The 21,487-nt window shown below is 63.3% G+C and carries 19 protein-coding genes; 1 reads left to right on the forward strand and 18 read right to left on the reverse strand.

Annotated features, from left to right (window positions below; genetic code table 11):
* Positions 1 to 10 precede the first annotated feature (10 nt).
* From moeB to H4W26_RS08235, 11 genes are all read right to left on the reverse strand, one after another.
* A complete protein-coding gene (moeB, locus tag H4W26_RS08185) occupies positions 11 to 1,192 on the reverse strand; it encodes a molybdopterin-synthase adenylyltransferase MoeB (RefSeq protein ID WP_192591576.1) in 1,182 nt (393 codons plus the stop codon).
* 14 nt (positions 1,193 to 1,206) lie between these two features.
* Positions 1,207 to 2,022, reverse strand: a complete 816-nt coding sequence (locus H4W26_RS08190) for a thiazole synthase (RefSeq protein ID WP_318779812.1) — start codon at positions 2,020 to 2,022, stop codon at positions 1,207 to 1,209.
* Positions 2,023 to 2,032: 10 nt separating this feature from the next.
* A complete protein-coding gene (thiS, locus tag H4W26_RS08195; protein ID WP_192591577.1) occupies positions 2,033 to 2,272 on the reverse strand; it encodes a sulfur carrier protein ThiS in 240 nt (79 codons plus the stop codon).
* A 117-nt stretch (positions 2,273 to 2,389) separates the two neighbouring features.
* Positions 2,390 to 3,682, reverse strand: coding sequence for a glycine oxidase ThiO (gene thiO / locus H4W26_RS08200; RefSeq protein ID WP_192591578.1), 1,293 nt, complete (start codon positions 3,680 to 3,682; stop codon positions 2,390 to 2,392).
* Between the two features lie 814 nt (positions 3,683 to 4,496).
* A complete protein-coding gene (locus H4W26_RS08205; protein ID WP_192591579.1) occupies positions 4,497 to 5,267 on the reverse strand; it encodes a triose-phosphate isomerase in 771 nt (256 codons plus the stop codon).
* Positions 5,264 to 6,994, reverse strand: coding sequence for a dihydroxyacetone kinase family protein (locus H4W26_RS08210; protein ID WP_192591580.1), 1,731 nt, complete (start codon positions 6,992 to 6,994; stop codon positions 5,264 to 5,266). The genes H4W26_RS08205 and H4W26_RS08210 overlap by 4 nt, the downstream gene beginning before the upstream one ends.
* Positions 6,995 to 7,103: 109 nt before the next feature.
* On the reverse strand, positions 7,104 to 8,087 hold the full coding sequence (locus H4W26_RS08215) for a sugar-binding transcriptional regulator (RefSeq protein WP_225939642.1): 984 nt from the start codon (positions 8,085 to 8,087) through the stop codon (positions 7,104 to 7,106).
* 10 nt (positions 8,088 to 8,097) lie between these two features.
* The gene (locus H4W26_RS08220) at positions 8,098 to 8,571 is read right to left on the reverse strand and encodes a ribose-5-phosphate isomerase (protein WP_192591581.1); all 474 of its coding nucleotides are present in this window, start codon (positions 8,569 to 8,571) and stop codon (positions 8,098 to 8,100) included.
* A 115-nt stretch (positions 8,572 to 8,686) separates the two neighbouring features.
* Complete coding sequence (locus H4W26_RS08225; RefSeq protein ID WP_192591582.1) at positions 8,687 to 10,087, reverse strand: GntT/GntP/DsdX family permease; 1,401 nt, start codon at positions 10,085 to 10,087, stop codon at positions 8,687 to 8,689.
* A gap of 163 nt (positions 10,088 to 10,250) precedes the next feature.
* On the reverse strand, positions 10,251 to 11,129 hold the full coding sequence (locus H4W26_RS08230) for a phosphogluconate dehydrogenase C-terminal domain-containing protein (protein WP_318779848.1): 879 nt from the start codon (positions 11,127 to 11,129) through the stop codon (positions 10,251 to 10,253).
* Positions 11,108 to 11,842 carry a sugar phosphate isomerase/epimerase family protein gene (locus H4W26_RS08235; protein WP_192591584.1) on the reverse strand — a complete coding sequence of 245 codons (735 nt, stop codon included), beginning with the start codon at positions 11,840 to 11,842 and terminating at the stop codon, positions 11,108 to 11,110. Before H4W26_RS08235 ends, H4W26_RS08230 begins: the two co-directional genes overlap by 22 nt.
* Positions 11,843 to 12,143: 301 nt before the next feature.
* On the opposite strand from H4W26_RS08235, the gene H4W26_RS08240 reads away from it, so the two are divergent.
* The gene (locus tag H4W26_RS08240) at positions 12,144 to 12,887 is read left to right on the forward strand and encodes a FadR/GntR family transcriptional regulator (RefSeq protein WP_192591585.1); all 744 of its coding nucleotides are present in this window, start codon (positions 12,144 to 12,146) and stop codon (positions 12,885 to 12,887) included.
* Between the two features lie 673 nt (positions 12,888 to 13,560).
* On the opposite strand, the gene H4W26_RS08245 is transcribed toward H4W26_RS08240, so the two are convergent.
* From H4W26_RS08245 to H4W26_RS08275, 7 genes are all read right to left on the reverse strand, one after another.
* Positions 13,561 to 13,707, reverse strand: coding sequence for a hypothetical protein (locus H4W26_RS08245; protein WP_192591586.1), 147 nt, complete (start codon positions 13,705 to 13,707; stop codon positions 13,561 to 13,563).
* Entirely contained in the window at positions 13,704 to 13,940 is a 237-nt protein-coding gene (locus tag H4W26_RS08250) for a hypothetical protein (RefSeq protein ID WP_192591587.1), read from the reverse strand. The genes H4W26_RS08245 and H4W26_RS08250 overlap by 4 nt, the downstream gene beginning before the upstream one ends.
* A 78-nt stretch (positions 13,941 to 14,018) precedes the next feature.
* Positions 14,019 to 15,014, reverse strand: a complete 996-nt coding sequence (locus H4W26_RS08255) for an aldo/keto reductase (protein ID WP_225939643.1) — start codon at positions 15,012 to 15,014, stop codon at positions 14,019 to 14,021.
* Positions 15,015 to 15,824: 810 nt separating this feature from the next.
* Positions 15,825 to 17,864: a beta-galactosidase gene (locus tag H4W26_RS08260; RefSeq protein WP_192591588.1), complete on the reverse strand. Its 2,040-nt coding sequence runs from the start codon at positions 17,862 to 17,864 to the stop codon at positions 15,825 to 15,827.
* A gap of 52 nt (positions 17,865 to 17,916) precedes the next feature.
* Complete coding sequence (locus H4W26_RS08265) at positions 17,917 to 19,230, reverse strand: ABC transporter substrate-binding protein (protein ID WP_192591589.1); 1,314 nt, start codon at positions 19,228 to 19,230, stop codon at positions 17,917 to 17,919.
* 512 nt (positions 19,231 to 19,742) lie between these two features.
* Positions 19,743 to 20,507, reverse strand: a complete 765-nt coding sequence (locus tag H4W26_RS08270) for a cupin domain-containing protein (protein WP_192591590.1) — start codon at positions 20,505 to 20,507, stop codon at positions 19,743 to 19,745.
* Entirely contained in the window at positions 20,507 to 21,484 is a 978-nt protein-coding gene (locus tag H4W26_RS08275; protein WP_192591591.1) for a DUF6807 domain-containing protein, read from the reverse strand. Before H4W26_RS08275 ends, H4W26_RS08270 begins: the two co-directional genes overlap by 1 nt.
* Positions 21,485 to 21,487: the final 3 nt, after the last annotated feature.

The following is a 21,487-nucleotide window of genomic DNA, read 5'->3' on the forward strand; positions in this document are numbered from 1 at the left end:
CAGCCCGTGCTCAGAGCTGTTTGTAGAGCTCATAGCCACCGATCAGGTTGCGCAGATCCGCCTGCGGGTGCTGCTCGCGCAGGAGTTCCAGTGCCTGACGGGACCTGACCCCGATCTTGCAGTAGAGCACCACCGGCTTTCCGGCCGCCTGGTCGAGTCCGGAGGCGGCGTCGTCGTCGGCTGTCGCACCGCCCATGAGACCGCTCAGCGGCAGGTTCACCGCACCCTCGATGGTGCCCATCTGGTGCTCCCAGGGCTCCCGCACGTCGAGGATGCCGCCGATCTTCCCGGCATCGATGAGCTCGCGCAGCTGTGCGGGGCTGAGTTCGTCGGCGAGCTTGGGCTCCCCGGTGTAGGGGTTGAACTCGAGGTCCTCGACCTCGGGCTCGGGGTCTGGATTGAAGCCGCCCAGTCCGGTGACGTCAGCCCCGATGGTGGTCACGGGTTTCCGCGCGGGGTCCGGATGCAGAGTGATCTCGCGAAAGCTCGAGTTCATCGCGTCATAGGTGAGCACGCGGCCCAGCAGGGTGCGTCCGATCCCGGTGAGGAACTTGATGGTCTCGGTGGCCATGATGGAGCCGATGACTCCGGGCAGCACGCCGAGCACGCCGGCCTGGGCGCAGGTGGGGACCTCGCCGGCGTCGGGCGCCTCGGGGTAGAGGTCCCGGTAGGTCGGGCCATGGCTTGCCCAGAAGAGGCTGACCTGCCCGGCGAAGCGCAGGATCGATCCGGAGACCATGGGCTTGTCGGCGATCTCGCAGGCGTCGGCCACCACATAGCGGGTGGCGAAGTTGTCCGAGCCGTCGACCACGATGTCGGCCTCGGCGATGAGCTCCAGCGCATTGGCCGCGGTGATCGGCTCCCGGTGTTCGTGGATGACGATCTCGGGGTGCAGGCCGCGCATTACGGCGGCGGCCGAGGCGGTCTTGGGCTGGCCGATGCCAGCCTCGGAGTGGATCACCTGCCGGTGCAGATTGGAGCGGTCCACCACGTCATGGTCGATCACGTCGATGGTGCCCACGCCGGCGGCTGCCAGGTAGGTCAGGATCGGCGCGCCGAGCCCGCCGGCGCCGATGACCACGACGCGAGAGTTCAGCAGCTTGGCCTGGGCCTCGATGCCGAAGCCGTCGAGCGAGAAGTGCCGCTGGAACCGCTCCATCTGGGAGGCGGAGAACTGGGAGAGATCATTCATCGGTGCGTGGGTCCTCAGGTCAGTTCGTCGATCGGGGAGATGCGGCCGGCAAAAGCCGAGGAGGCCTGCGCGTGCTCACGCCGCGGGATCCGTCCGGCACGGGCGGAGAGGTAGCCGGCGTGGACCGCCATTCGCATGGCGGTGGCCATCTCGGTGGGCTGCTGGGCGCGGGTCACCGCGGAGGCGACCAGCACGGCGTCGCAGCCGAGCTCCATGGCCAGCGCGGCCTCCGAGGCGCTGCCGATCCCGGCGTCGAGGACCACGGGAATCCCGGCGCGGGAGGTGATGAGCTCGATGTTGTGTCGGTTCAGGATGCCCAGGCCTGTGCCGATGGGGGCTCCCAGCGGCATGACCGCAGCGGCTCCGGCCTGTTCCAGGCGCAGCGCGACCGCGGGGTCGTCGGAGGTGTAGACCATGGGGACGAAACCGCGATCGGCCAGCTGCTCGGTGGCTTCCAGGGTTTCGATGACGTCGGGGAGCAGGGTGTGCTCGTCGGCGATGACCTCGACCTTGATCAGGTTCGTCTCCAGGGCCTCGCGTGCCAGTTCGGCGGTGAGCACGGTGTCTTTGACCGTGTAGCAGCCCGCGGTGTTGGGCAGGATGTCGATGCCCAGGCGCTGCAGCATGGAGAACACCGAGGTCTTCGTCTCGGCGCTGTAGCGGCGCATCGCCACGGTGGTCAGCGTGGTGCCGGAGGCCACCAGGGCACGCTCGAGCGCGTCGAGGTCGGTGATGCCGCCGGTGCCCATGATGAGCCGGTTCTCCAAGGTGTAGTCCCCGACCTGCAGGGGTGGAAGCATGTCTGACACGATGCCGCGTGCTGTGCTCATAGCTCTCTCCTCAGCCGCCCTGGACGGCAGTGACGATCTCGATCTCTTCGCCTCCGGTCAACGTGGTCGCTGCCCAGCGGCTGCGCGGAACCACTGCGGCGTTCAGCGCGACGGCGACGCCGAGCCGGCCACCGTCGGCGGGGGTGCCGTCGGGGTTGAGGCTGCGTCCGATGGTCTGCGCGACGGCGTCGACCACCGTGGCGTTCTCGGGCAGCTTCACATGGTCTTCATTGATGCGGACGGTGAGCATGGTTCTCCACGTCGTCTGGTGCGGGTGGTCTTGGCACAACACGGCACGGGCCGGGTGTGTTCCTGGTCCGATCCAGGCCTCGGGCCAGCGAGTGCGGGCCACGACCAGTCTAGTGAGTCAGGACCTGCCCCGGGTCAGGCTCATGCTGGCCAGCAGCTCCTCGTCGGCTGCGGTCAGCGCAGCCGCCTGTGGTGGTGTGTCGATGCGTGAATGATCCAGCAGCGCGGCCCCGAGCCGGGCGGCCAGCGGGGCGAGCAGGATCCCGTGGCGGGAGTATCCGGTGGAGACCACGAGGCCGGGTCGAAGGGTGCCGAGGTAGGGGCGCTCGTCGGGGGTGCCGGGGCGGGCCCGTGTGGTGATCTCGGTCAGCTCCATGTCCTTGACCCCGGGGAGCACGGCCACGGCGTCGCTGAGCAGCTCCTGGACGGAGCCGGCGTGGGTGCCGGTGAGGCTGTCCTCCCGGGAGGAGGCGCCGACGACCAGTCCCCCATCGGCGCGGGGGACCAGGTAGACGGAGCGGCCGTTGACCTTGGCGCGGACCGTGGCGTCGAGGATGTGAGTCTCTCCGGGCATGAGCTGGGCGGGGTTCACGCGCAGCCGCAGCACATCGCCGTGGATGGGGCGCAGGTCCAGCGGGGAGGTCTCCGGGAGACCACGGATCCCCGCGTAGCCCAGGCCCGGGACCAGGACGACGGCGGAGAACGGGCGGGCGACGTCGTCGTCGGTGGTGACGGTGAACCCGGATGCGTGACCCGGGGCCTCCGTCGCTTCCTCGACGGCGGTGACCGTCGCGGTGAGCCATTGCGCGGGTTCTCCGGCACCGGGGAAGTCCTGCGGGTCCAGGTCGGCCTCGAGTGCGGCGCGCACCGCGGCCACGAGCTGGCGCGGGTCGATCTGGTGATCACTGGGAACATCCCAGCCCTTGGAGAGTCCGGGGGCCAGTGCAGGCTCACGACGTCGCAGGGTGGAGCTGGTCAGCGCGGTGACCTCCATGCCGTGTTCGCGCTGGAGAACGGCGAGCTCGGACACAGCGTCACGGTCGGAGCGGTCGGCGGCGATCAGCAGGGTGCCGTTCTCGCGATAGCCGGTGGGGACATCCGTGGCCCGAGACAGGGTGGCCAGAAGCTGGGGATACTCCGTCCGGGAGGCAGTCATGATGGGCCAGAGCTCGTCCTGGCCGTACTGGACCTCGCTGATGGGAGCGAGCATGCCGGCCGCGGCATAGGAGGCGTCCTGGGCGATGTCCGGCGCGATGACGGCGACGTGGTGACCGGCCAGGCGCAGCTGCCAGGCGGTCAGCAGCCCGACCACGCCCGCGCCGATCACTGCCGTGCTCGCTGGGGTGTTCACAGAGCGGGCGACGGGAATCAAACCCGCGTCCTCTGCTTGGGGCCCAGTGTCGGGTGACATATCACTCCTAGTCAGAGAAGGGTCAACCAAACCCCGGAACGCGCCCGAGGCGCACATGGTCAGTCTTCAGGCTCAGGGGCGTGGCGAACCCGCCAATCTGCGCCATCAGCGGCGCCAGACCCGCAGTCGCCAGATGTCCGTCCTTATCTAAAATGACCGAGGGTTTGGCGTGACCTATGGCTCGAGACACTGACAGGATATCGGCGCCGGCATCACAGTGGTAAAAGTTGGGAGCACCCCTCTGGACACCAGAGCCTTGGTGGCGTCGGGCCTGTTCAGTGTGAACTGGTCGCCGGCGAGACTTAGGACAAGCAACTGAAACGCCGATCGTCTATCTTATGTCAGGTTGAAGGTAGATGGTCGATGGTGCAGTGAGGTTCTTGTCTTCGATGGCTACCGGGGCAACCTCCCGAGCTCTTTCTGATTCATGTGCCGGTGGTATGCCCGTTCAATCCAGGTCACGTGGCCTGGGTTCCTCGCGAGTGCCAGGTTTCGTGACCCTGGCAGACGGTGCGGCCCCCGTACTGCTATCTAATGACCTACCTCGTGTCAGGTTTAGCTGAAGGGCGCGAAAGCCAATCCGTCCTATATCTCCGACGTGCCGGATTTTTGGATCCCGGTATTACTGTAAATCTGTATTCCGGTAAAAGTGTCTATTCGACCTGCGACCAGCTTGTCATTGCCTCTTAGGGGTGAGGCAGACCCGTCCGTCCGCCGGGCCCACCCTCACCGGATGCGTCTTCTTAGTAACAGCTGGAAGCTCAGAACAGGAGTATCTCTTCTCGCGAATCAGGCCATTACCCCTGTCCTAGGATCAGTGCGTTTCGATCCCGGAGGTGATCTCGAGGATTTCCAGATAGCCCTGGAAGGTCCAGGCGGCGCGACCGATGAAGAGACCCTCGACCCCGGGGATGAGAAGAAGCTCTACAGCGTTGTCGCTGGAGACGGACCCGCCATAGAGCAGCGCCTGCACTCGTCCGCCGAACTCAGCGTCCAGCACCTCGAATGGCCCGCGGAGCTCTTCCGCTGTCGCGGGGCGGCCTTGGGCGCCGATGGCCCAGATGGGCTCGTAGGCGATGAGCACCCGGCTCAGCTGGTCCGCGCGGAGACCGCGCAGCGCTCCACGTGCCTGGTCCAGGATGTACGCGGAGGTCTCACCTCGCTCCTGGACCTGGGCAGGTTCACCGATGCACAGCAGCGGCACCAGGCCGTGGCGCAGCGCACTCGCCACCTTCAGCCGGGTGATTTCGGTGGTCTCGCCGAAGTGCTCGCGGCGTTCGGAATGTCCGATCTCGACCAGCTCGGCCCCGGCGTCAGCGACCTGCGGAACCGAGACCTCCCCGGTCCAGGCACCGTTGTCCTCCCAATGGGCGTTCTGTGCGCCCATCAGGATCGGGTGTGCGTCTCGTGGGCCGAGCTCTTCGGCCACCGCGGTCAGCGCGGTGTGCGGTGGAATGATGAACGGCTGCACCCCATCCATGAGCTCTGGACGGCTGCGGAGCTCCTCGCGCAGTCCCCGGGCGTAGGTGCGCGCCTCGGCCAGGGTCTTGTTCATCTTCCAGCTGGTGCCTATCCAGCGGGTCATCCACAGTCCTTGTTCAGGTGGTCCGCCAGGGCCTCCATGAGCAGCGCGAAAGAGGTCGCGCCAGGATCGGGAGTGCCCAGAGATTTGTCCCCCAGTACCCGGGAACGGCCGAGCCGCGCCTTGAGGTCGGCGGTCGAGGCCGCAGCCTCGGTCGCCACCGTCGCAGCAGACGCCAGAGCAGCGGCCAGTCCATTACCTGCGTCGAACCGCTGTTTCAACGACTCGGAGAATGGCGCCGCGGCGTCGACCATGGTCTTGTCTCCCGAGCGGGCTCCCCCGAGTCGCTGGACCGCCTCGACGGCATTGAGCAGGGCCTGAACTCCAGCAGCCTCGTCCACGCCAGAATCGTCAGACAGTGCTCGTCCCGCCGCGGTGAGCGCCGAGCCCCAGAGCGCCCCTGAAGTGCCTCCTGCAGACTCAGCCCAGGCCGCGCCGGCATGAACCAGCAGCGTGCGGGCTCCGGCTCCGCGTGCGAGCGCCGTGCTCCCTGCTTCCACGGCGCCGCGCGTGCCCAGGACCATGCCCTGGCCGTGGTCGCCATCGCCGGCGACGGCGTCCAGGCGGCCCAGCTCGGCCTCGTGAGTGGCGCAGACCTCGGCGAAGAGTTCAATGATCTCCTGGATGGCAGCGGCCGCAGCCTGTGAGTCCGCCGAGGCCTCGGGCACCTGCTCCGCACCGGGGGTGTAGGACTCGGTGCGCGGGGCGCGGTCGGCGTGGGCGGGCAGGTCGCGCAGCTCGCCGCGGCGGTAGGCAGGGGTGTCCACGGGGGCGGTCCAGTGCTGCTCGAGCTCCTCGTCGAGGAAGACCAGGGTCAGTGAGAGTCCTGCCATGTCCAGGCTGGTGACGAACTCGCCGACCGCAGGCGCGACGGCGGTGAGTCCGACCTCGGAGAGACGCTCGGCGATGCGGTGGTAGACGACGAAGAGCTCTTCATACTTCACCCGGCCGAGACCGTTGAGCAGGACAGCGACCCGCCCGGAGCGGTCCTGGGGGGCTTCTTCGAGGATCCCCTCGAAGAGCAGGTCCGCGACCTCGCTGGCCGTTCCCATCGGGATGTCACGGATGCCGGGTTCGCCGTGGATGCCGAGCCCGACCCCCATGGTGGACTCGGGGACGTGGAACAGCGGCTCGTCGGCGCCGGGCAGGGTGCACCCGTCGAAGGCCACCCCGAAAGAGCGGGTCGCGTCGTTGGCCTTCCACGCGAGGCGCTCGGCCTCATCGAGATCGGCGCCCGCCTCGATCGCGGCCCCGGCGATCTTGAACACCGGAAGGTCCCCGGCGATGCCTCGACGGTCGCGATGGTTCTCCAGGGTGTTGGAGGCGATGTCGTCGCTGACCCGGATGATCCGGACGTCCACGCCCTCGGCGCGCAGCTTCTCCGCGGCCGCTCCGAAGTGCAGGACGTCTCCGGCGTAGTTTCCGAATCCCATGAGGACTCCGCCGCCGTTCTCCGCGTTGCGGGCCACGGAGTACACCTGTGAGGCCGAGGGTGAAGCGAAGACGTTTCCGCACGGGGCTCCGTGGCCCATGCCGGGACCGACCCAGCCGGCGAATGCCGGGTAGTGTCCGGAGCCACCGCCGATCACCAGTGCAGGCTGACCGGCAGGGGTCTGGGTCGAGCGGACCACTCCCCCGTGCACTGCGGTCACGTACTGGGAGTTCGCGGCGGCGAAGCCTAACACCGCTTCGTGGGAGAAATCAGATGCAGAGTTGAGCAGGTAGGTCATGACTGTCCTTGTGTTCTTGGGTCCACACTATTTACAAAATCGAGTGCAGATATGCGTTGTATTTCACGATGAATAAACGAATAGCGAATAAATATTGACTTGCGACTGATCATCTATAGGTCGCTTCTTGCAACTCGAGGTGACGATCCACTGCGCGAGCAGTGGACTCATCAGTCACCAGGATGTTGAACCAGCTGGCATTGGCGGCTGCGATGATGCTCGCTGCCTTGTGGGCACCCACTGCGGCGGCGATCCGCGTCGGGACGGCGCGCAGCGTCTGACCGGGAACCCGGACCATGCGCTCGCTGCCCGGGAAGGTGACCTCATCGCCCTGCGCGTCGTAGAACGCCAGACATACGTCGCCGATCGACTTCGCGAGATTCGGGTGATGCCGCGGCACTGACTGGGCGATCGAGTTCCGTGAGTGGGGTGTGGCACCGATACCCACCAGCGCCGCCTTCGCCGAGTTCCAGTCGGCGACCACCTGACGGTACCCAGGGTCATCCTGCAGGGCCGAGAGCAGCGCCTCGGAAGGCAACGACGGTGCGAACAGATAGTGCGGATAGCTGCCTGAGGTTGCCGCGAAGGCGCGGACCACCTCGTTGGTCTGGTGCCACGGATCTGGTTCGGCCTGCCCGCCTCCTGTCGGTGCCACCACGACCTCTGAGAAGTTCCCGAGCCGCTGCTGCGCCAAGGCGTAGGTGGTCTCCCCCGAGGCCAGCAGCAATACGTCGCCGGCGCGGAGATTCGCTCCGGCCAGCGCGGCTCGGGTCACCGGGCCCAGGCCGAGCCCGACGCGCTGGGACTGATCCCCCGGCGCCAGATGCACGGCGTCCAGGCCCAGCTTGGCCTTGAGCCGCTCACCGAGCTCATCCATGCCCGTCGAGGCGGGTCGATGGACGCGGATCTCCACGATCCCCTGCGATCGCGCCTCGGCGAGCATCCTGCTCGCCGACGGGCGCGAGATCTTCAGCTGCTCGGCCACCTCGGCCTGTGTCGCGCCCTGCTCGTAGTAGAGCTGGGCGGCGCGGTAGAGCCGTTCGAGCTCGGACGTGCTCGTCGCTGCCTCCTTCATGACCTCAGTTGCCTCCATGGCCCAAGCGTTAGCAGCTGCCGGTGTCCTCATAGCGCGTGATCGCGCCGACCTTCTCCGCCGAAGCGCTGGAGGGGTCGAACTTGTGCTTGAGCCACTCGTCCACGAGCTTGCGCGCGAGCTCCTTGCCGATGACACGTTCACCCATGCACAGGACCTGCGAATTGTTGGAGAGCACCGCACGCTCCACTGAGTAGGCATCGTGGGCTGTGACCGCACGCACGCCCTTGACCTTATTGGCGGAGATCGCCACGCCCAGTCCGGTGCCGCAGACCAGCAGCGCGCGATCGACCCGGCCGGCGGCAACATGTTCGGCCGCGGCCACGGCAATGTTGGGATACGCGGTCTTGTCAGAGTCGTCCCCGACGCCGACGTCGATCACCTCTGAGACCCGCGGATCGGCTTCCAGATCTGCCTTCAGCGCGCCCTTATAGGAGTATCCCGCCTCGTCGCTTCCGATGGCGATGCGAAATTGGCTCTTCACAACAGTTCTCCCTATTCGTTAAAGGTGGTGTGCTTCGTTGGGTTGGCGGGCCCATCCCGAAACAAGTCCTAGGCTCTATAGACCCTGAGTCGTCCAGGTACCGACCGCACGTGCGTCAAGAGACGAGCAGCCATACCCCGGCGATGATCAAGAATCCGGTCCAGCCGATCACTGTGGCCAGAACTGTCCAGGTCCTCAGTCCATCGGCCACCGACAGCCCCATGAAGCGCGAGAAGATCCAGAACCCGGAATCGTTAATGTGGGAGAGCGCGACTGATCCGCACCCGATGGCCAGGACGATCAAGACGACTTGAATCGAGGAGTAGCTGCCGTCCGTCACCGTCGACTGGAGGAGTCCCGCTGAGGCAAGGGTCGCGACGGTTCCGGAACCCTGGGCGACTTTGAAGACGGTCGCCAACAGGAACGCCAGCAGCAGGATCGGCACACCAAGACTGATGAGGCTCTCGGAGACGCTGTCCCCGATGCCGCTCTCGGTGAGCACTCGGGCGAAGACTCCGCCCGCTCCGGTCACGAACACCACGATTGCCGCCGGGGCGAGTGCCGAGTCCATGACACCGCCGAGCTCTTCCCTCCCCCACCCGTGACGCACACCGAGGACGTACATCGCGAGCACCACGGCGACGAGCAGCGCGAACGCTGGCTGCCCGATCATGGCGATTGCATTGGCGGTGGACGTCCCTTCCTCCAACACGATGGCACCGATGGTGCCCACTGAAATCATCAGGATCGGGACCAGGATCATCGTCAACACGGCCACGGCACCCGGTTTGGTGATCACCTGGGCCTTGAGGCTCCCGGGGCTCTCCCGGTCCTGCACCACGATGTCAGCGGCCCCTGCGTGATCAAAGTTTCGCTGGACAGCAGGTGCGATGGGGAAGTCGCGTCGGGACGTGATGACTTTGCTCGCGTAGTAGGTCAACACGCCAATGGGGAGGCAGATCAACAGACCGACGATGGTGACGAGGCCCAGGTCGGCGCCGAGAAGTGTGCTGCTGCCGGTCACCCCTGGATGCGGGGGGATCAGGTTGTGGATGAAGACCATGAGCCCTGCAATGGGAACGCCCACGTAGATTGGCGATCGGTGTCCGGCCGCTTTGGCGAAGCTGAACATGATGGGTACCAGGATGATGAAAGCGACGTCGAAGAAGATCGGGACGGCGATCACCGCCGAGGCCAATAGCAGTGCTGGGCCGACCCGCTCCTTGCCTAATCTCGCGGTGAATCGCTCAGCGAGGACCTCGGCGCCGCCCGACTTCTCGACGATTGCGCCGAGCATCGCACCAAGCCCCACCAGCAGGGCCACGTTGCCCAGAGTCCCGCCCATTCCTTCAACGACCAGGGGCATGATCTCTTGCATCGGCACGCCCGTCGCGAGTGCTGTCCCGACAGCTACCAGCAACAGGGCGATGAAGGCGGGCATCTTCAGCTTCATCACAAGGAACAGCAGGACTGCAATCGCGGCGACTGCGATGCCGATCAGATAGAACGTACTCATGGTGGGCTCTCTTTTCCGTGCGCCATCAGACGACTGACTCTGGGTGAAGTGGGCGGCGAGATCGCACATGGATGGTTGAGGAGCCACCATGTTGCGTTCCGCCTCAGATGGGTGATCCTGCGCGGCGGCCCGTCTGGCGAAACGCGATCACCGGAGCGAAGGGTCAGCGCCTGATGGCATCGATCTTGAGCATCTTGGTGATCGTGTCGTCCAGGACGGCGTCGTCGAACACGCGCTTCCAGTCGTCCTTCACGATCATTTCGCGACCATGCCCCATGGCGATGTGGCACGCTTCGGAGAACGGGTTGTCCCCCCGAAGCGCATTGGCGAGGGCGACCTGGATATGGCCATAGAACAGTGCCTCAGCTGCGGGGCGCGGAACTCCCACCGTATTGACGGTCTCTTCCAGCGCCTCCTTGAGCAGCTCACCGATCATGCAAGCGATGGTCTCGACCAACGTCGGCTCCAGCACTGCCAGCTGCTTGATCGTCACCCAGTGCACGTCGATCACCGGGGCATACATCGCCCGAATGATGACGTCTGCCCGTTCTGTGACGTCGCCGCTGTCAGATTCAACCGCAGCTACGACGTTCTGTGGAGCGGCGATGCCGCCGAAGGTGTCTGCGTATTCTTCCTTGGTCGTGCGCTCGAGGAAGATTGATGGATGAGCGGGGTGGGCACAGACGAACTCGATGTCTTCGCGAGTGAACAAGAGCCCGGCGTAGGCTGCGGCCGGGTCTAAGGTCATGAGGATGGCTCCGCTCTTCATTAACGGCACCACCTGCTCGCTCACGGATCCCAGGACGGTGTCGGGCACGGCGAGGACGACGACGTCGGCCGTGATGACCGCCTCCTGCGTGGGAGTCACCTCCAATCCCAGCGCCCGGACTCGTTCTTGGCCGACCGGGGATGCCTCGGCGTAGAACACCTTGGCCTGGGTGGTTTTGAAGTTGTTCGAGACGCGTTGTCCCATTTTTCCGCCTGCGCCGATGACGGCGATGGTCAAGTCATTGATGTCGATCATGATTTGCTCCTCAGGTATTCCAGATTGTGTTGTGTCCAGGCTTGTTCTAGCTGGATCGTGTCGGCGAGATTGTTGGTCCAGGGCAGCCAGTGTTCGATGACTTGGTTGATGCCGCGTTCCTCCGGGCGGACCTTGCGCAGCAAGGCCTCGTAGTCGAGAAGGCCTTCACCTAGGGGTGTCCCGGTGAAGGTGAAGCCAACCCATCCGTCCCGCCTACTGAAGGCGAAGTCTTTGACGTGGATGTTCTTGACATATGGCGCTGTGCGGGCGATGACATCGGTGGGCATCTCCAGTGCAGCTACACAGTTGCCTGGGTCAAGCACTATTCCCAGTGATGGATGATCGAGGCGCTCGACCAGCTCCACGAGAAATTCGGTGGGGACCTGCTCATAGGTCTCCAGGGCGAGGGTCACTCCTCGGCGCTCGAACTCTGGCAACAATCCCGCTATGGCCTCCATCACGTCTTTAAGGACTGGTGATTTAGGAGTTGCCTGGACCATCGAGCGCAGGAGTCCCGCGTCGAGCCGCTCGGCGATGTTGAGGTAGCGCATGAGATGTTCGGGGTCTGTGCCTCGGGTGCCGACCTCGAGAGTGATCCCCAGGGCAGCTGCGGATTCTCTGACGCCGGAAAGCTGGAGGGACGACATGTGGTCTAGGGGCGGATAGTCGCAGATCTGGAAAAGATTGACTCCGTGGGCGCTGGCATCCTCCATCATCTGCTGGAGGTCCATAGGTTCCGGGCTCTCCGAAGACCATCGCCAGAAGTAGGCGTAGGTGCTTAGTCCGATCACTGTTCCGCCACGCGTGTCGATCGGTGAGCTGGCTGTGTGGAGTTCTCAGCACACATGCGCGTTGATGCGCGGGCTGGGCTGCTCATCTCATCTCGCTCTCTTTGCGGTGTGTTCCCACCTAGGGAAACTCTCAAGGTTCGACGGTTCCGAATGTGGGCCCTTTCGGACTGGAAGAAACGGTATGTTGCGTGGCTCACATCTGTCAACCGGTTGACCAATTTGGGAAGGATAAGATTAAGCTATGCCCGCCTATCCCAAGAACCCGACGCTCGAATTGAAGGGGAAGCTTTCGGCCGTTCCCGCGGATACGCCGGCGGGTGCGGTGGCTTCGCAGCTCCTGACGTACTTCACAAGTGGAGACCTGGAGGCCGGTGCACGGCTTCCCCCTGAGCGGCAACTGGCACAGATGCTGGGCACGGGTCGGTCTGCTGTGCGTGAGGCCCTGGCTGCCCTAGAGATTTTGGGTATCGTCCATGTTCGTCCCGGCTCAGGCACATACTTGAAGGCCAGTGCCTCCGAGCTACTTCCTCAGACCCTCAGCTGGGGTCTGATGCTTGGTGAACAACGAGTCCAGGATTTGCTCCAGATCCGAACTGCACTTGAAGTGCTTGCCGCTGAGAGCGCCGCGTCGGTAATTGAACCCGAGAACCTCGCAGCCTTGCAGGCTCACTTGGTGCAAATGGAAGCCCACCAGGGTGATTATCGGGCGTTCGTTGAGGCGGACATGCGTTTTCATCAAGAGATGGCTGCCATCTCTGGAAACGAGACTCTGGGAAGTATTCTGCAGAGCGTTCGCGCGTTGCTTCGGATTTGGGTGGATCGCAGTATCAGCGATCAGAAAGAGGCTCGTGACGCAATTGCAGAGCACCGGGAAGTCCTGAGCGCACTGATTACTCGCGATCCTGCAGCCGTCCGGCAGGCCATGGAGTCCCACATGGAAACCGCGAATGAACGACTACTCAGCAAAGGGGGACGCAAGCTGTAGTTCCCCGTGAGGTTGGGGACGCAAGCTGGGGAAGAGCACCTAGACGTGGCAAGCGGGTGGAGTTCTGCTCTTCATTGAAGGTCTTGGCTGCCCGGCTCGCCGCACAGAACGGCGATGCGGAGCACATCCTTCCCCACTACCCCGTCACTAACTTGTCGGAACGTGTAGACCGTGAGAATCCCCAAAATGCGGGGAGCCTTACGCGAGTTTCCACCAAGACATTGCGGACGTGGCTAAGGATTCAACTCTGACAGGCCTGTTATAAAGTGCGCACCCCCTGCTTTGCGTGTGGTTCGACTGCAGTGTGGACAGCCAGCAAAATGCATGTCGTACTTTGGCTGAATACCGTGCGCTTATGGACTGCTCAACCGTCCGAGCACCTAAAGACCCTGCAACAGTATTGGCAGTCCATGGTTCGGCGTCGTTGGGGTTCACTGCTCGACGTGAGGGAACTCTTCGCCAGCAACCTCGGACAAGAGTCCGCTTACCTAAGCGGTGGGTTAAAGTGCGTGATGCACGCCTGACTGATGTCAGTCACCCTGACCTCTACCGCTACTGGATCACCTTGAAGGGAATGCCCGGGCGCTCTCCCGTCTTGAAGACCAACTCGCCCGCGTTGGGGCGTCGTTCGGTGCCCGCTCCCCCCACCGGAATCATCGGTCCAATCGGTGATTCACGGCTTCTCCGTGTCCGAGAGCGCAAACACCGTCTCGAGGTTCCTCATCTCATCGGGAGCGAACCCGCCGAGGAACACCGTATCGGCGCGGACGCCCCCCACCACATCACTCAACATCTCGGACGACGGCTTCAAGTCACTCACCGGCATCCCTCCCCCGGTTCCGCCGAGTCGTGCAGCACCTTCCACAGCTCACCCGTCAATAGACGGTGATGCTTCGGCGGTATCCCGCGATCGGTGGTCACGATCTTCTCGGTGGCCACAGTGACTGTCCCGAGGTCCCAGCAGAACGATTGCACTGCCGTCACCAACACCGTGTCGTTCTCGTTGACCCCGGAGACGTCGAACACAACCGGCCTGTCGGGGATGATGTGCACCGAGGTTGGTTGTCCGTCACAGCTCCGGGCCTGCGGCGTTTTTTGCGGAGGCGGGAGGAGTCGCTGGCTCGACCGCAGTTAGTCTGTCGGGGAGGCTGGCGGAGTGCCAAGTGCTTCCACTGATTCCCAGAACGTGTCGGGAATTTGGCTCTTAACTATGGTGAGGAGCTCCTCGAGACGGCGATGGGAGTAGATACCTACGATGGTCGAGTGGATGCGTGGTTCTTTCAACGAAAAATGAAGGGCTGCCGCGGCAATGTTGACACTGTGGGCAGCGCATACTTCGTGTAGTCGCTCAATAAAGATCAGTAAGTCCGTCGAGGCTGTCCGATATCCGTACTTAGCGCCGTGCGGACCCGATCGGGCTAAAATCCCACCGCCGAACGGCGCCGCGTTGAAAACCATCATGTTTCGTTCGGTCGCCAGTCGAAGAATCTCCTCGGCGCTTCTGTCGACAAGGGTATAGCGGTTGTGAGTCAACACGGCGTCGAAGACACCGGTGCTGACATACTGCTCCACCAGATCGCGCTGACCCGCCGCGATACCAATAGCCCCAACGAGTCCCTCCTCGCGTAGGGAAACGAGGGCTTCGACGGCCCCACGAGGAGCCATCGCCTCAGCAACCCCAATTGTGTAGGGATCATGAAAATGCAACAGGGGTAGTGTCTCGAGTCCGAGCCGCGCCATCGTTTCCTCAAACGAACGTTTCACTCTATCGCCGTCGAACTGCCCCGTGGTCGGATCCTGATCCACTTTAGAGAAAATGAGCTTGTGCGAGGGTAGACCTCCGTTAGCATGGATTGCTTCGCCTAGTAGCGCTTCGCTGGATCCGTTTGCGTACATGTTCGCGGTGTCAATCTGATGGACTGGCGAAGCAAGGAGCGCAGTTGCGAGGCTGGCATCAGCTCCTTCACGTTGCCCTAAACCTGTTGTCCCAAGCGTCACAGGCTGAATAGATGTCTTGTTAAACATGAGACTTCCCCTGAAATCTTGTGAGATGTAGTGATCCCTGTGGTTGCTCGCAACGTCGCCAGTACAGGGTTGTGCCTCCGACGAAGTGCTGGTCTCGGTCATACGAGGCTTGGTGGAGCACGGAATTCGGTGCCCCGTGGCCGATTATGAGCCAACGCCGTGGTTATACGGTCGTGGTAATGAGCCTCGGGATCGATTCCGCGGAATGCTTCTCTTCCGCGGGGAATTCGGCGTTCTCGTCCAGGTCTGGTCCCGGGAACTCCGTATGGTTGGTCCGGTCTTATGGTTCAGGAGCTAGACATTTGGCTACTGGTGGGCCGACTCGTCGTGGGCGTTCGCGCGGCCGTGTCCCGTGTGAAGCGCGGTCCTTGCGAGTTGGGCTCTGCTGCGTAGCTTCTTCTTGCCATCTCCTTCCCCGGGTCCGTGCAGAATCATTGAAACTGTTATTGCGCCGGGGGGAGCAAAGTGCGACTGGCGTTGGACCTCTCGGGTCCAACGCCAGTCTGTTCCCACTGACAGGGCCGCCGATCGACCCAGATCATGTTGTGGGAACTACCTCCCGCTTTCCGCTCTTCTGTCTCGTGATCGCGTGACGAAGGCGATCTCGACGGCCAGACCAACAAGGTCGGGAACCCGTCCATGCTGGCGTCGGTGGTAGCGAGAGGTGTCTCTGACAGACCTTCTTGCTTGTCGCAGCTCGCGTCGAAGGTCATTTTGGTGACCTGTGACTTTTTCTTCGGGGTCAACGGGGAGCCGCCAATACCCTCCCACGCCGGAGAAGTCTTTCTTCGGCGTCTGAAGGTGTGACTATCCCCTTGAGTCGTTGCGACGAAGGAGAAAATGAGCCTGCTGCATCGGCGGTTCGGGGAAGTGGCCGGGGCAGCTTTCTACGGCTCTCTTAGGACGAGGCGTTCATTCCTCTCGGACGACGAGAACCGCTTGGGAGTCCATACCGACCTTTTCTCCCTTCACGAAACGCCGCCCTGTCAGAAGATCCGTACCAGCAGTATGAATGCTTATGGAGCGTGCTTCCGAGGAGTGATTGATGACGAAGGAGAATCGCTGCAGCCCGACCACGCGAACGCACAGTTCGAGATCGGGGTAGTCCTGGTAGGGGCCCACCAGATCGTGGCTTCCTGCTGCCTCGCGAAGCACCCAGGAGACACCCGAGAGATCTAAATCAGTGCCCACATACCACGCTTCACCGCCGCTGGGATGCGCATTCTTTGTGACTGCAGCTCTACCAGAGTAGAAATCGCTCTGGTACGTTCCCATGACTTCCGCACCTTCGGGAACAAGTAGCTCCATGACGAGTTCAGCATCCGAGAACGTGGGACTGTTGGTACTTGTCCTCAGCTCGACCGGATTGGTCTCACCTGGATGGGCTGAGTCGGTCTCTTCGACCCGGACACCCATCATCGAGGAAAGCGGGCCCGGGGCGTCCATGAGATGAGCGTTGCCATCCTCATCGGCGCGGCCCGACCAGAAGTTAGCGACCACTGAGCCGCCGCGTTCTACGACTTGCTCCAGGCGCTGGGCGATACTGCCCTTGAGAACATAGAGCAGGGGTGCGACCACGAGATCGTATCCGGAGAGGTCCGCATCAGAGGCCACGACGTCGACGTCAATGTTGGCTTGCCAGAGTGCCTCGTAATAGCGCAACACCACGTCCGGATACTTGACATGACGGTTGAAGCCATCGGTACTCTCTGCGAGCCACCAACTGTCCCAGTCGAAAACCAGCGCCGTTCGCGCGGGTGTGCGCCCACCAGTCAGTTCTTTGCCGACTGTCTCGAACTCGCCCCCGAGTTCGGCGACCTCTTTGAAGGCTCGGGTGTCCCGACGCCCCGCGTGATCGAGGACCGCCCCATGGTATTTTTCGCAGGCTCCCTTGGATTGTCGCATCTGGAAGTACAGAACGGCGTCTGCTCCGTGCGCTACGGATTGCCAGGACCAGGCCCTGAGGACCCCAGGGCGCTTGACCGGGTTGACGTCGCGACTGGCGGTGATGGTGGGAGTCTGTTCCATGACCCAGAACGGTTGGCCTCCTTTGAGACCTCGCATGAGGTCGTGGGCTAGAGCCATGCGTGGGAATTGCTGCTGACCGGGTGGGTAGTTGTCCCAGGAGACGAAGTCCAGGTCCTCGGCCCACCGGTGGTAATCGATCGGCCGGAACAGGCCCATGAAGTTCGTGGTGGCTGGCGTGTCGGGATCGTGGTCCCGGATCGCGTCTCTTTCGGTGCGGTAGTTCTTCAGCATCGCGTCGGACATGAATCGAAGGTAGTCCAGAGTGATGCCTTGGAAGGCAGTGTGGTTGGGTCCTTTCCAATGTTCGGAAAGGGCATTCGGGGGTTCGATCTCCTCAAAGTCGGTGAACAAATGTGACCAGAACATCGAGTTCCATGCGTCGTTCAACCGATCTAGGGAGCCGTAGCGCTCTCGGAGCCAGACTCTGAAGCCGGCTGCGCATTGTGAGCAGTAGCAGGCGCCGCCGTATTCGTTGCCGATGTGCCAGGCGATGAGCCCCTCGGTGCCGGCGTAGCGTTCAGCGATGCGTCCAGCGAGATCCTTAGAGAGGCGCGCGAAGACCGGTGAACTGGGACAGTGATTGTGCCTTTGGCCATAGACGTGTTTGCGTCCCTCGAAGTCCACGCGAGTCACCTCGGGGTACTGATGGGCAAGCCACGGAGGCAATGCCCCGGTGGCCGTGGCAAGCACGATCTTCTTGCCATGGGCCACCGCCTGCTCGATGCTCCGATCGAGGCGAGTGAAGTCAAAAGTGTCCTCTGCCGGCTGTAGGTGGGACCATGCAAATACGTTCAGTGTCAGAGTGTCGATGCTGGCTTCGGAGAACGCCGTGTAGTCATCCGACCAGGTCTCTTCCCCCCACTGCTCGGGGTTATAGTCGCCGCCGTAGAGAATCTTCGAGCGCTGACGTGTCGGGCTAGTCATGGGAACCTTTCGGTTGCATTGTGCTGACTTACTCAGAGGAGGGGTCGTGGACTTACTGGGCGCTGGTGATCAGTTCTTGCACCGTCGAGTGCAACGATTCCCCGGCTTCTTCGGGTGTCATGTCTCCGAAGAGCACGCCCAGTTCGTGGTTGTAGATCTCGTCGAGAATAGGTTCAAATCCGAGCGGTGTGATGGGGCGCGGTTCGCCCAGTTCTGGGGTGACGTCGTTGAGGAACTCTGCAGCCCGACGGTCAGCGCCCTCGAGCTCGGGGAGGACCATTTCGCGGATCTCTGTGTTGGCGGGGAAGCCGCGTTCGATCAGGTTGATCTCGCCAGCTTCTTCGCTGTTGACCATGAAGTCGATGAAAGCCTGCGCTTCCTCAGGGTGCTCTGTGTTGGCCGAGGCGGAGAAGAACATCGAGACGTTGTTGTAGAGGCCGTTGTTTTCGGCCTCTCCGGTTCGACTGGGGAAGCGTAGGATCTCGAACTCGCTTTCACCGCTTGCTTCCGTAAGCAGGCCGAAACCGGCGTTCCACTCCATGCCCAAGGCTGCTTCGTTGTTCCGGATGAGCAGCTGATCCAGGGTGCCGGAGTTTTGTTCGGAGATGACCGAAGCTGGAGGAAGAACCCGTTGTTCTTCGAAGTCCAGCAGCATTTGGAAGTACTCAGTGGCGTCTTCAGGCTCAAAGGCCACCTCCCCGTCGGCGTCCGTGATGCCTTTGTCGACCTGACGCAGCCAAATTTCGAAGGTCGCCTCCTGGATGGGTGCGCCCATCCCGTAGACGCCCGTCTCCTCGGCCACGGCAGCAGCCGCGTCGCCCATCTCTTCCCAGGTCCACGTCTCATCATTAGGGATCTCTACCCCGGCTTCTTCGAAGAGTGTTTCATTGGCGGCAATCGCCATGATGTTAACTCCCACAGGGACTCCGTACATTTCCCCGTCGACAACGCCGCTGTCGACGACGCTTTCGTCAATGGACGCGGTTTCCACCTGGTCCAGTGGGAGCAGCGTGCCACGTTCGGCGTACTCTCGCAGGTAGGGGTTTGAGAACTGCATGATGTCTGGAGCGTCACCGCCGGCGCTTTGGGTCGTCAGTCGATCCCAGTATCCTCCCCAGTCGGAGAATGACACCTCGATAGAGACTCCCGGGTTTGCTTCCTCGAAAGCGGCGACGATTTCCTCGGTGTTCTCGACGCGGTTCTCAGCACCCCAGAAACCAAGCTGGAGCTCCACCGAGTCGTCGTCCCCCTGGCCGCCTCCGCATCCGGAGAGAAGCAACGCGCTCACGGCGATGACCCCCGTGGCCTTGTATCCGGCACGGGAGTGGGCCCGGTGTGAACTGCTCTTGTGAGGTGAGGTTGTCATGGTGGTGGCTCCTGTCGGCTTTGCGAGTTTATGGGTCTGGTGCAACCGAGGTTGTGTGATCGAAAACAATTTGGTGAGCAGCGGACTTTACGCCACGCTTAGAGGCTTTATGTGACCTAGGGCACATTTATATGTTATCGGTCACATTAGGTCGGCTGTCAACCCCCAGGCCCTTTTTCCCTGGAAAGTTATGGGCGGGGCAAAAATACTCGTGCCTTGACTTCGCTCGCCCATCTGCGGTGCGCCGCCATGGCCGCCTGAGGGCCTTCGCCCCCCCCACCGGTCTGGAGCTCCGCTTATACCCGAGCCACATTCATCGGCGAAAGCTCTCGGGGGCGTTCGGCCTGAGTGACGACACACATCCGTGTCCCTCCGCAGGCGAATGCGTAGGGCCCCATGTTGAAGAATGTCTCCGATCTGCGTTTGCAATACCGGTTGAAGAGGCAGCGCGCTCTAGCGGACGCGCGCATGCGCTTCATGTTGGCCTCGCCCCCTCAATGTCGCTAGGACTTCTACGAGGAGACTTGACCAGTCCAGGTTTGCAGCCGTCCGCACATGCCCCACAGCCGAGGCTCGGGCTTCGGTTCGCCGCGTATGACCGCCGCCTCGCGAAGGTGTGCGCCGTCCCCGGCGCTCAGCGCGCGGAGCTGCGTCCGAGTGCGCTCGGTCTCGGCCTCGACATTGTGCTCCCAGATCTGCTGCCAATCCGCCACTCGCGGGCGAATCAGGGCCGCCGCGAGGTCGTGGAAGCGTTGCATGGCCACCGGACCCTGGGTCTGGATCCTGGCCAACAGCTGCTCGTAGCCGGTGAGGGCGAGGTCTCGCCGCGCCCGAGCCGCAGCGGCCCGGGTCGCCTCGTTGCCCTTGGAGGGAAGGGTCACGGCCTCCTGATAGCGCGCCGGGTCCGCGACGACCTCCTCAGGGAAGGTCAGCACCGCGTCGCCCGCCTCGGGGAGACCCGCGTTGGACATGATGACCTGCATCTGGAGCTGGTCGTGGTTGACCAGCCTGTGCACCGTGCCCGGGGTGAACCAGAGCAGCGACCCGGCGGCGAGCTCGTCGACGGCCGAGCCAACAGAACTGATGGTGTGCACCGCGCCTCGGCCGGCCGTGACCACGTAGGCCTCCGTGGAGACGGTGTGCAGATGCGGCGAACCGCCGTGCAGTCCATCGTGGGTCTCCCAGTCGTACACGCACAGGTGGCTCAGCGAGGTCCCGCCGGGAAACCGCGGCAGCGCCGCGTGTGCTGGCCTCGGGATCGGATTCTGAGCCGACATCAGAGGGTGAACTCCTGCCCGATCCGCATCCGCTCCTCAGGTTCCAGAACCCGGGCGATGAACAGGAAACGGTGCTGCAGACGCAGGGTGGATCCGGCCGAAAGATGGATCTCTTCGTCGAAAGCGGGAGACTGGCTGGCCACGGCGAAGATCGAGCTCCGGGTGAACCACTTGATCGGCGGTAGCGCGGTTCCGGGGCATTCCGAGGTGCCCGCGAAGGCCATGATGGTGCCGCCTCCGTCGAGGCCATCGTGCTCCGAGGAGAAGGCAACCCAGTCCGCCGTTTGGCCCATGGTGTTCTCGTCGCCCTGAGCCCCGGCCGAGTTGACCACCTGGCAGCCGGTCCAGGACCGAGGGCCGCGCCAGAACCACCCGGTGTAACCCGCATTGGGGCGTCCTGCAGTGGTCGGGCTGCCCAGGGGCAGGGTGGCCCCGGAGACGTTGGTGAGCTCCGTGGTGAGGTCGATGGCCCAGATGCCTCGCTTCACGTCCAGAGAGTGCACGCGCTGGACACGATGTTCGTCGATCCAGTGTTCCTCGCGGGAGGTAATCCATTCCAGTGTCTCGTCGAAGGTGACCGCGTCGCCACCGCTGGGCGTGACGTTGAACCCGGTGTGGACCATGCGTCCCAGGTTGCCGCGCATCTTGTAGCCGTCATCGGCGGCGAAGGTGGGCCCGCCCCAGAAGTTCTGGTCCGCCACATGGGACCAGGTGAACTGCAGCCCGGTGTGCCACCGGTGATCCCAGGGGCGGCGGACGGAGGCCTCTCCGCCGTCGAGGAACCGCAGCGGATACAGGTAGGGCTTGGGCGCTTCCTCCTGCGGGGAGTCCGAGTGCGTGACGTAGCGCAGGATCTCGGTGCCCGCGGCGGTCACCGCGATCTCCTTCTCTCCGGCGGTGACCTCGAATCGTGCGGGGCCGGTTTCGCTCTCGGCCGCGGGGCCGGTGGCGGCCAGCGTGCTCTGCTCGGTGCGCATCGG

It is taken from the genome of Nesterenkonia halotolerans (genome assembly GCF_014874065.1).
Taxonomy (GTDB): Bacteria; Actinomycetota; Actinomycetes; order Actinomycetales; family Micrococcaceae; genus Nesterenkonia; species Nesterenkonia halotolerans.

Coding starts and splice junctions, on each gene's coding strand:
- H4W26_RS08225 (WP_192591582.1), bottom strand. CDS start 10,087: ATGAGTACGTTCTATCTGATCGGCATCGCAGTCGCCGCGATTGCAGTC.
- H4W26_RS08270 (WP_192591590.1), bottom strand. CDS start 20,507: ATGTCGGCTCAGAATCCGATCCCGAGGCCAGCACACGCGGCGCTGCCG.
- H4W26_RS08240 (WP_192591585.1), top strand. CDS start 12,144: ATGCCCGCCTATCCCAAGAACCCGACGCTCGAATTGAAGGGGAAGCTT.
- moeB (WP_192591576.1), bottom strand. CDS start 1,192: ATGAATGATCTCTCCCAGTTCTCCGCCTCCCAGATGGAGCGGTTCCAG.
- H4W26_RS08275 (WP_192591591.1), bottom strand. CDS start 21,484: ATGCGCACCGAGCAGAGCACGCTGGCCGCCACCGGCCCCGCGGCCGAG.
- thiS (WP_192591577.1), bottom strand. CDS start 2,272: ATGCTCACCGTCCGCATCAATGAAGACCATGTGAAGCTGCCCGAGAAC.
- H4W26_RS08190 (WP_318779812.1), bottom strand. CDS start 2,022: ATGAGCACAGCACGCGGCATCGTGTCAGACATGCTTCCACCCCTGCAG.
- H4W26_RS08215 (WP_225939642.1), bottom strand. CDS start 8,087: ATGGAGGCAACTGAGGTCATGAAGGAGGCAGCGACGAGCACGTCCGAG.
- H4W26_RS08265 (WP_192591589.1), bottom strand. CDS start 19,230: ATGACAACCTCACCTCACAAGAGCAGTTCACACCGGGCCCACTCCCGT.
- H4W26_RS08205 (WP_192591579.1), bottom strand. CDS start 5,267: ATGACCCGCTGGATAGGCACCAGCTGGAAGATGAACAAGACCCTGGCC.
- H4W26_RS08255 (WP_225939643.1), bottom strand. CDS start 15,014: ATGACCGAGACCAGCACTTCGTCGGAGGCACAACCCTGTACTGGCGAC.
- H4W26_RS08260 (WP_192591588.1), bottom strand. CDS start 17,864: ATGACTAGCCCGACACGTCAGCGCTCGAAGATTCTCTACGGCGGCGAC.
- H4W26_RS08235 (WP_192591584.1), bottom strand. CDS start 11,842: ATGGACCTCCAGCAGATGATGGAGGATGCCAGCGCCCACGGAGTCAAT.
- thiO (WP_192591578.1), bottom strand. CDS start 3,682: ATGTCACCCGACACTGGGCCCCAAGCAGAGGACGCGGGTTTGATTCCC.
- H4W26_RS08210 (WP_192591580.1), bottom strand. CDS start 6,994: ATGACCTACCTGCTCAACTCTGCATCTGATTTCTCCCACGAAGCGGTG.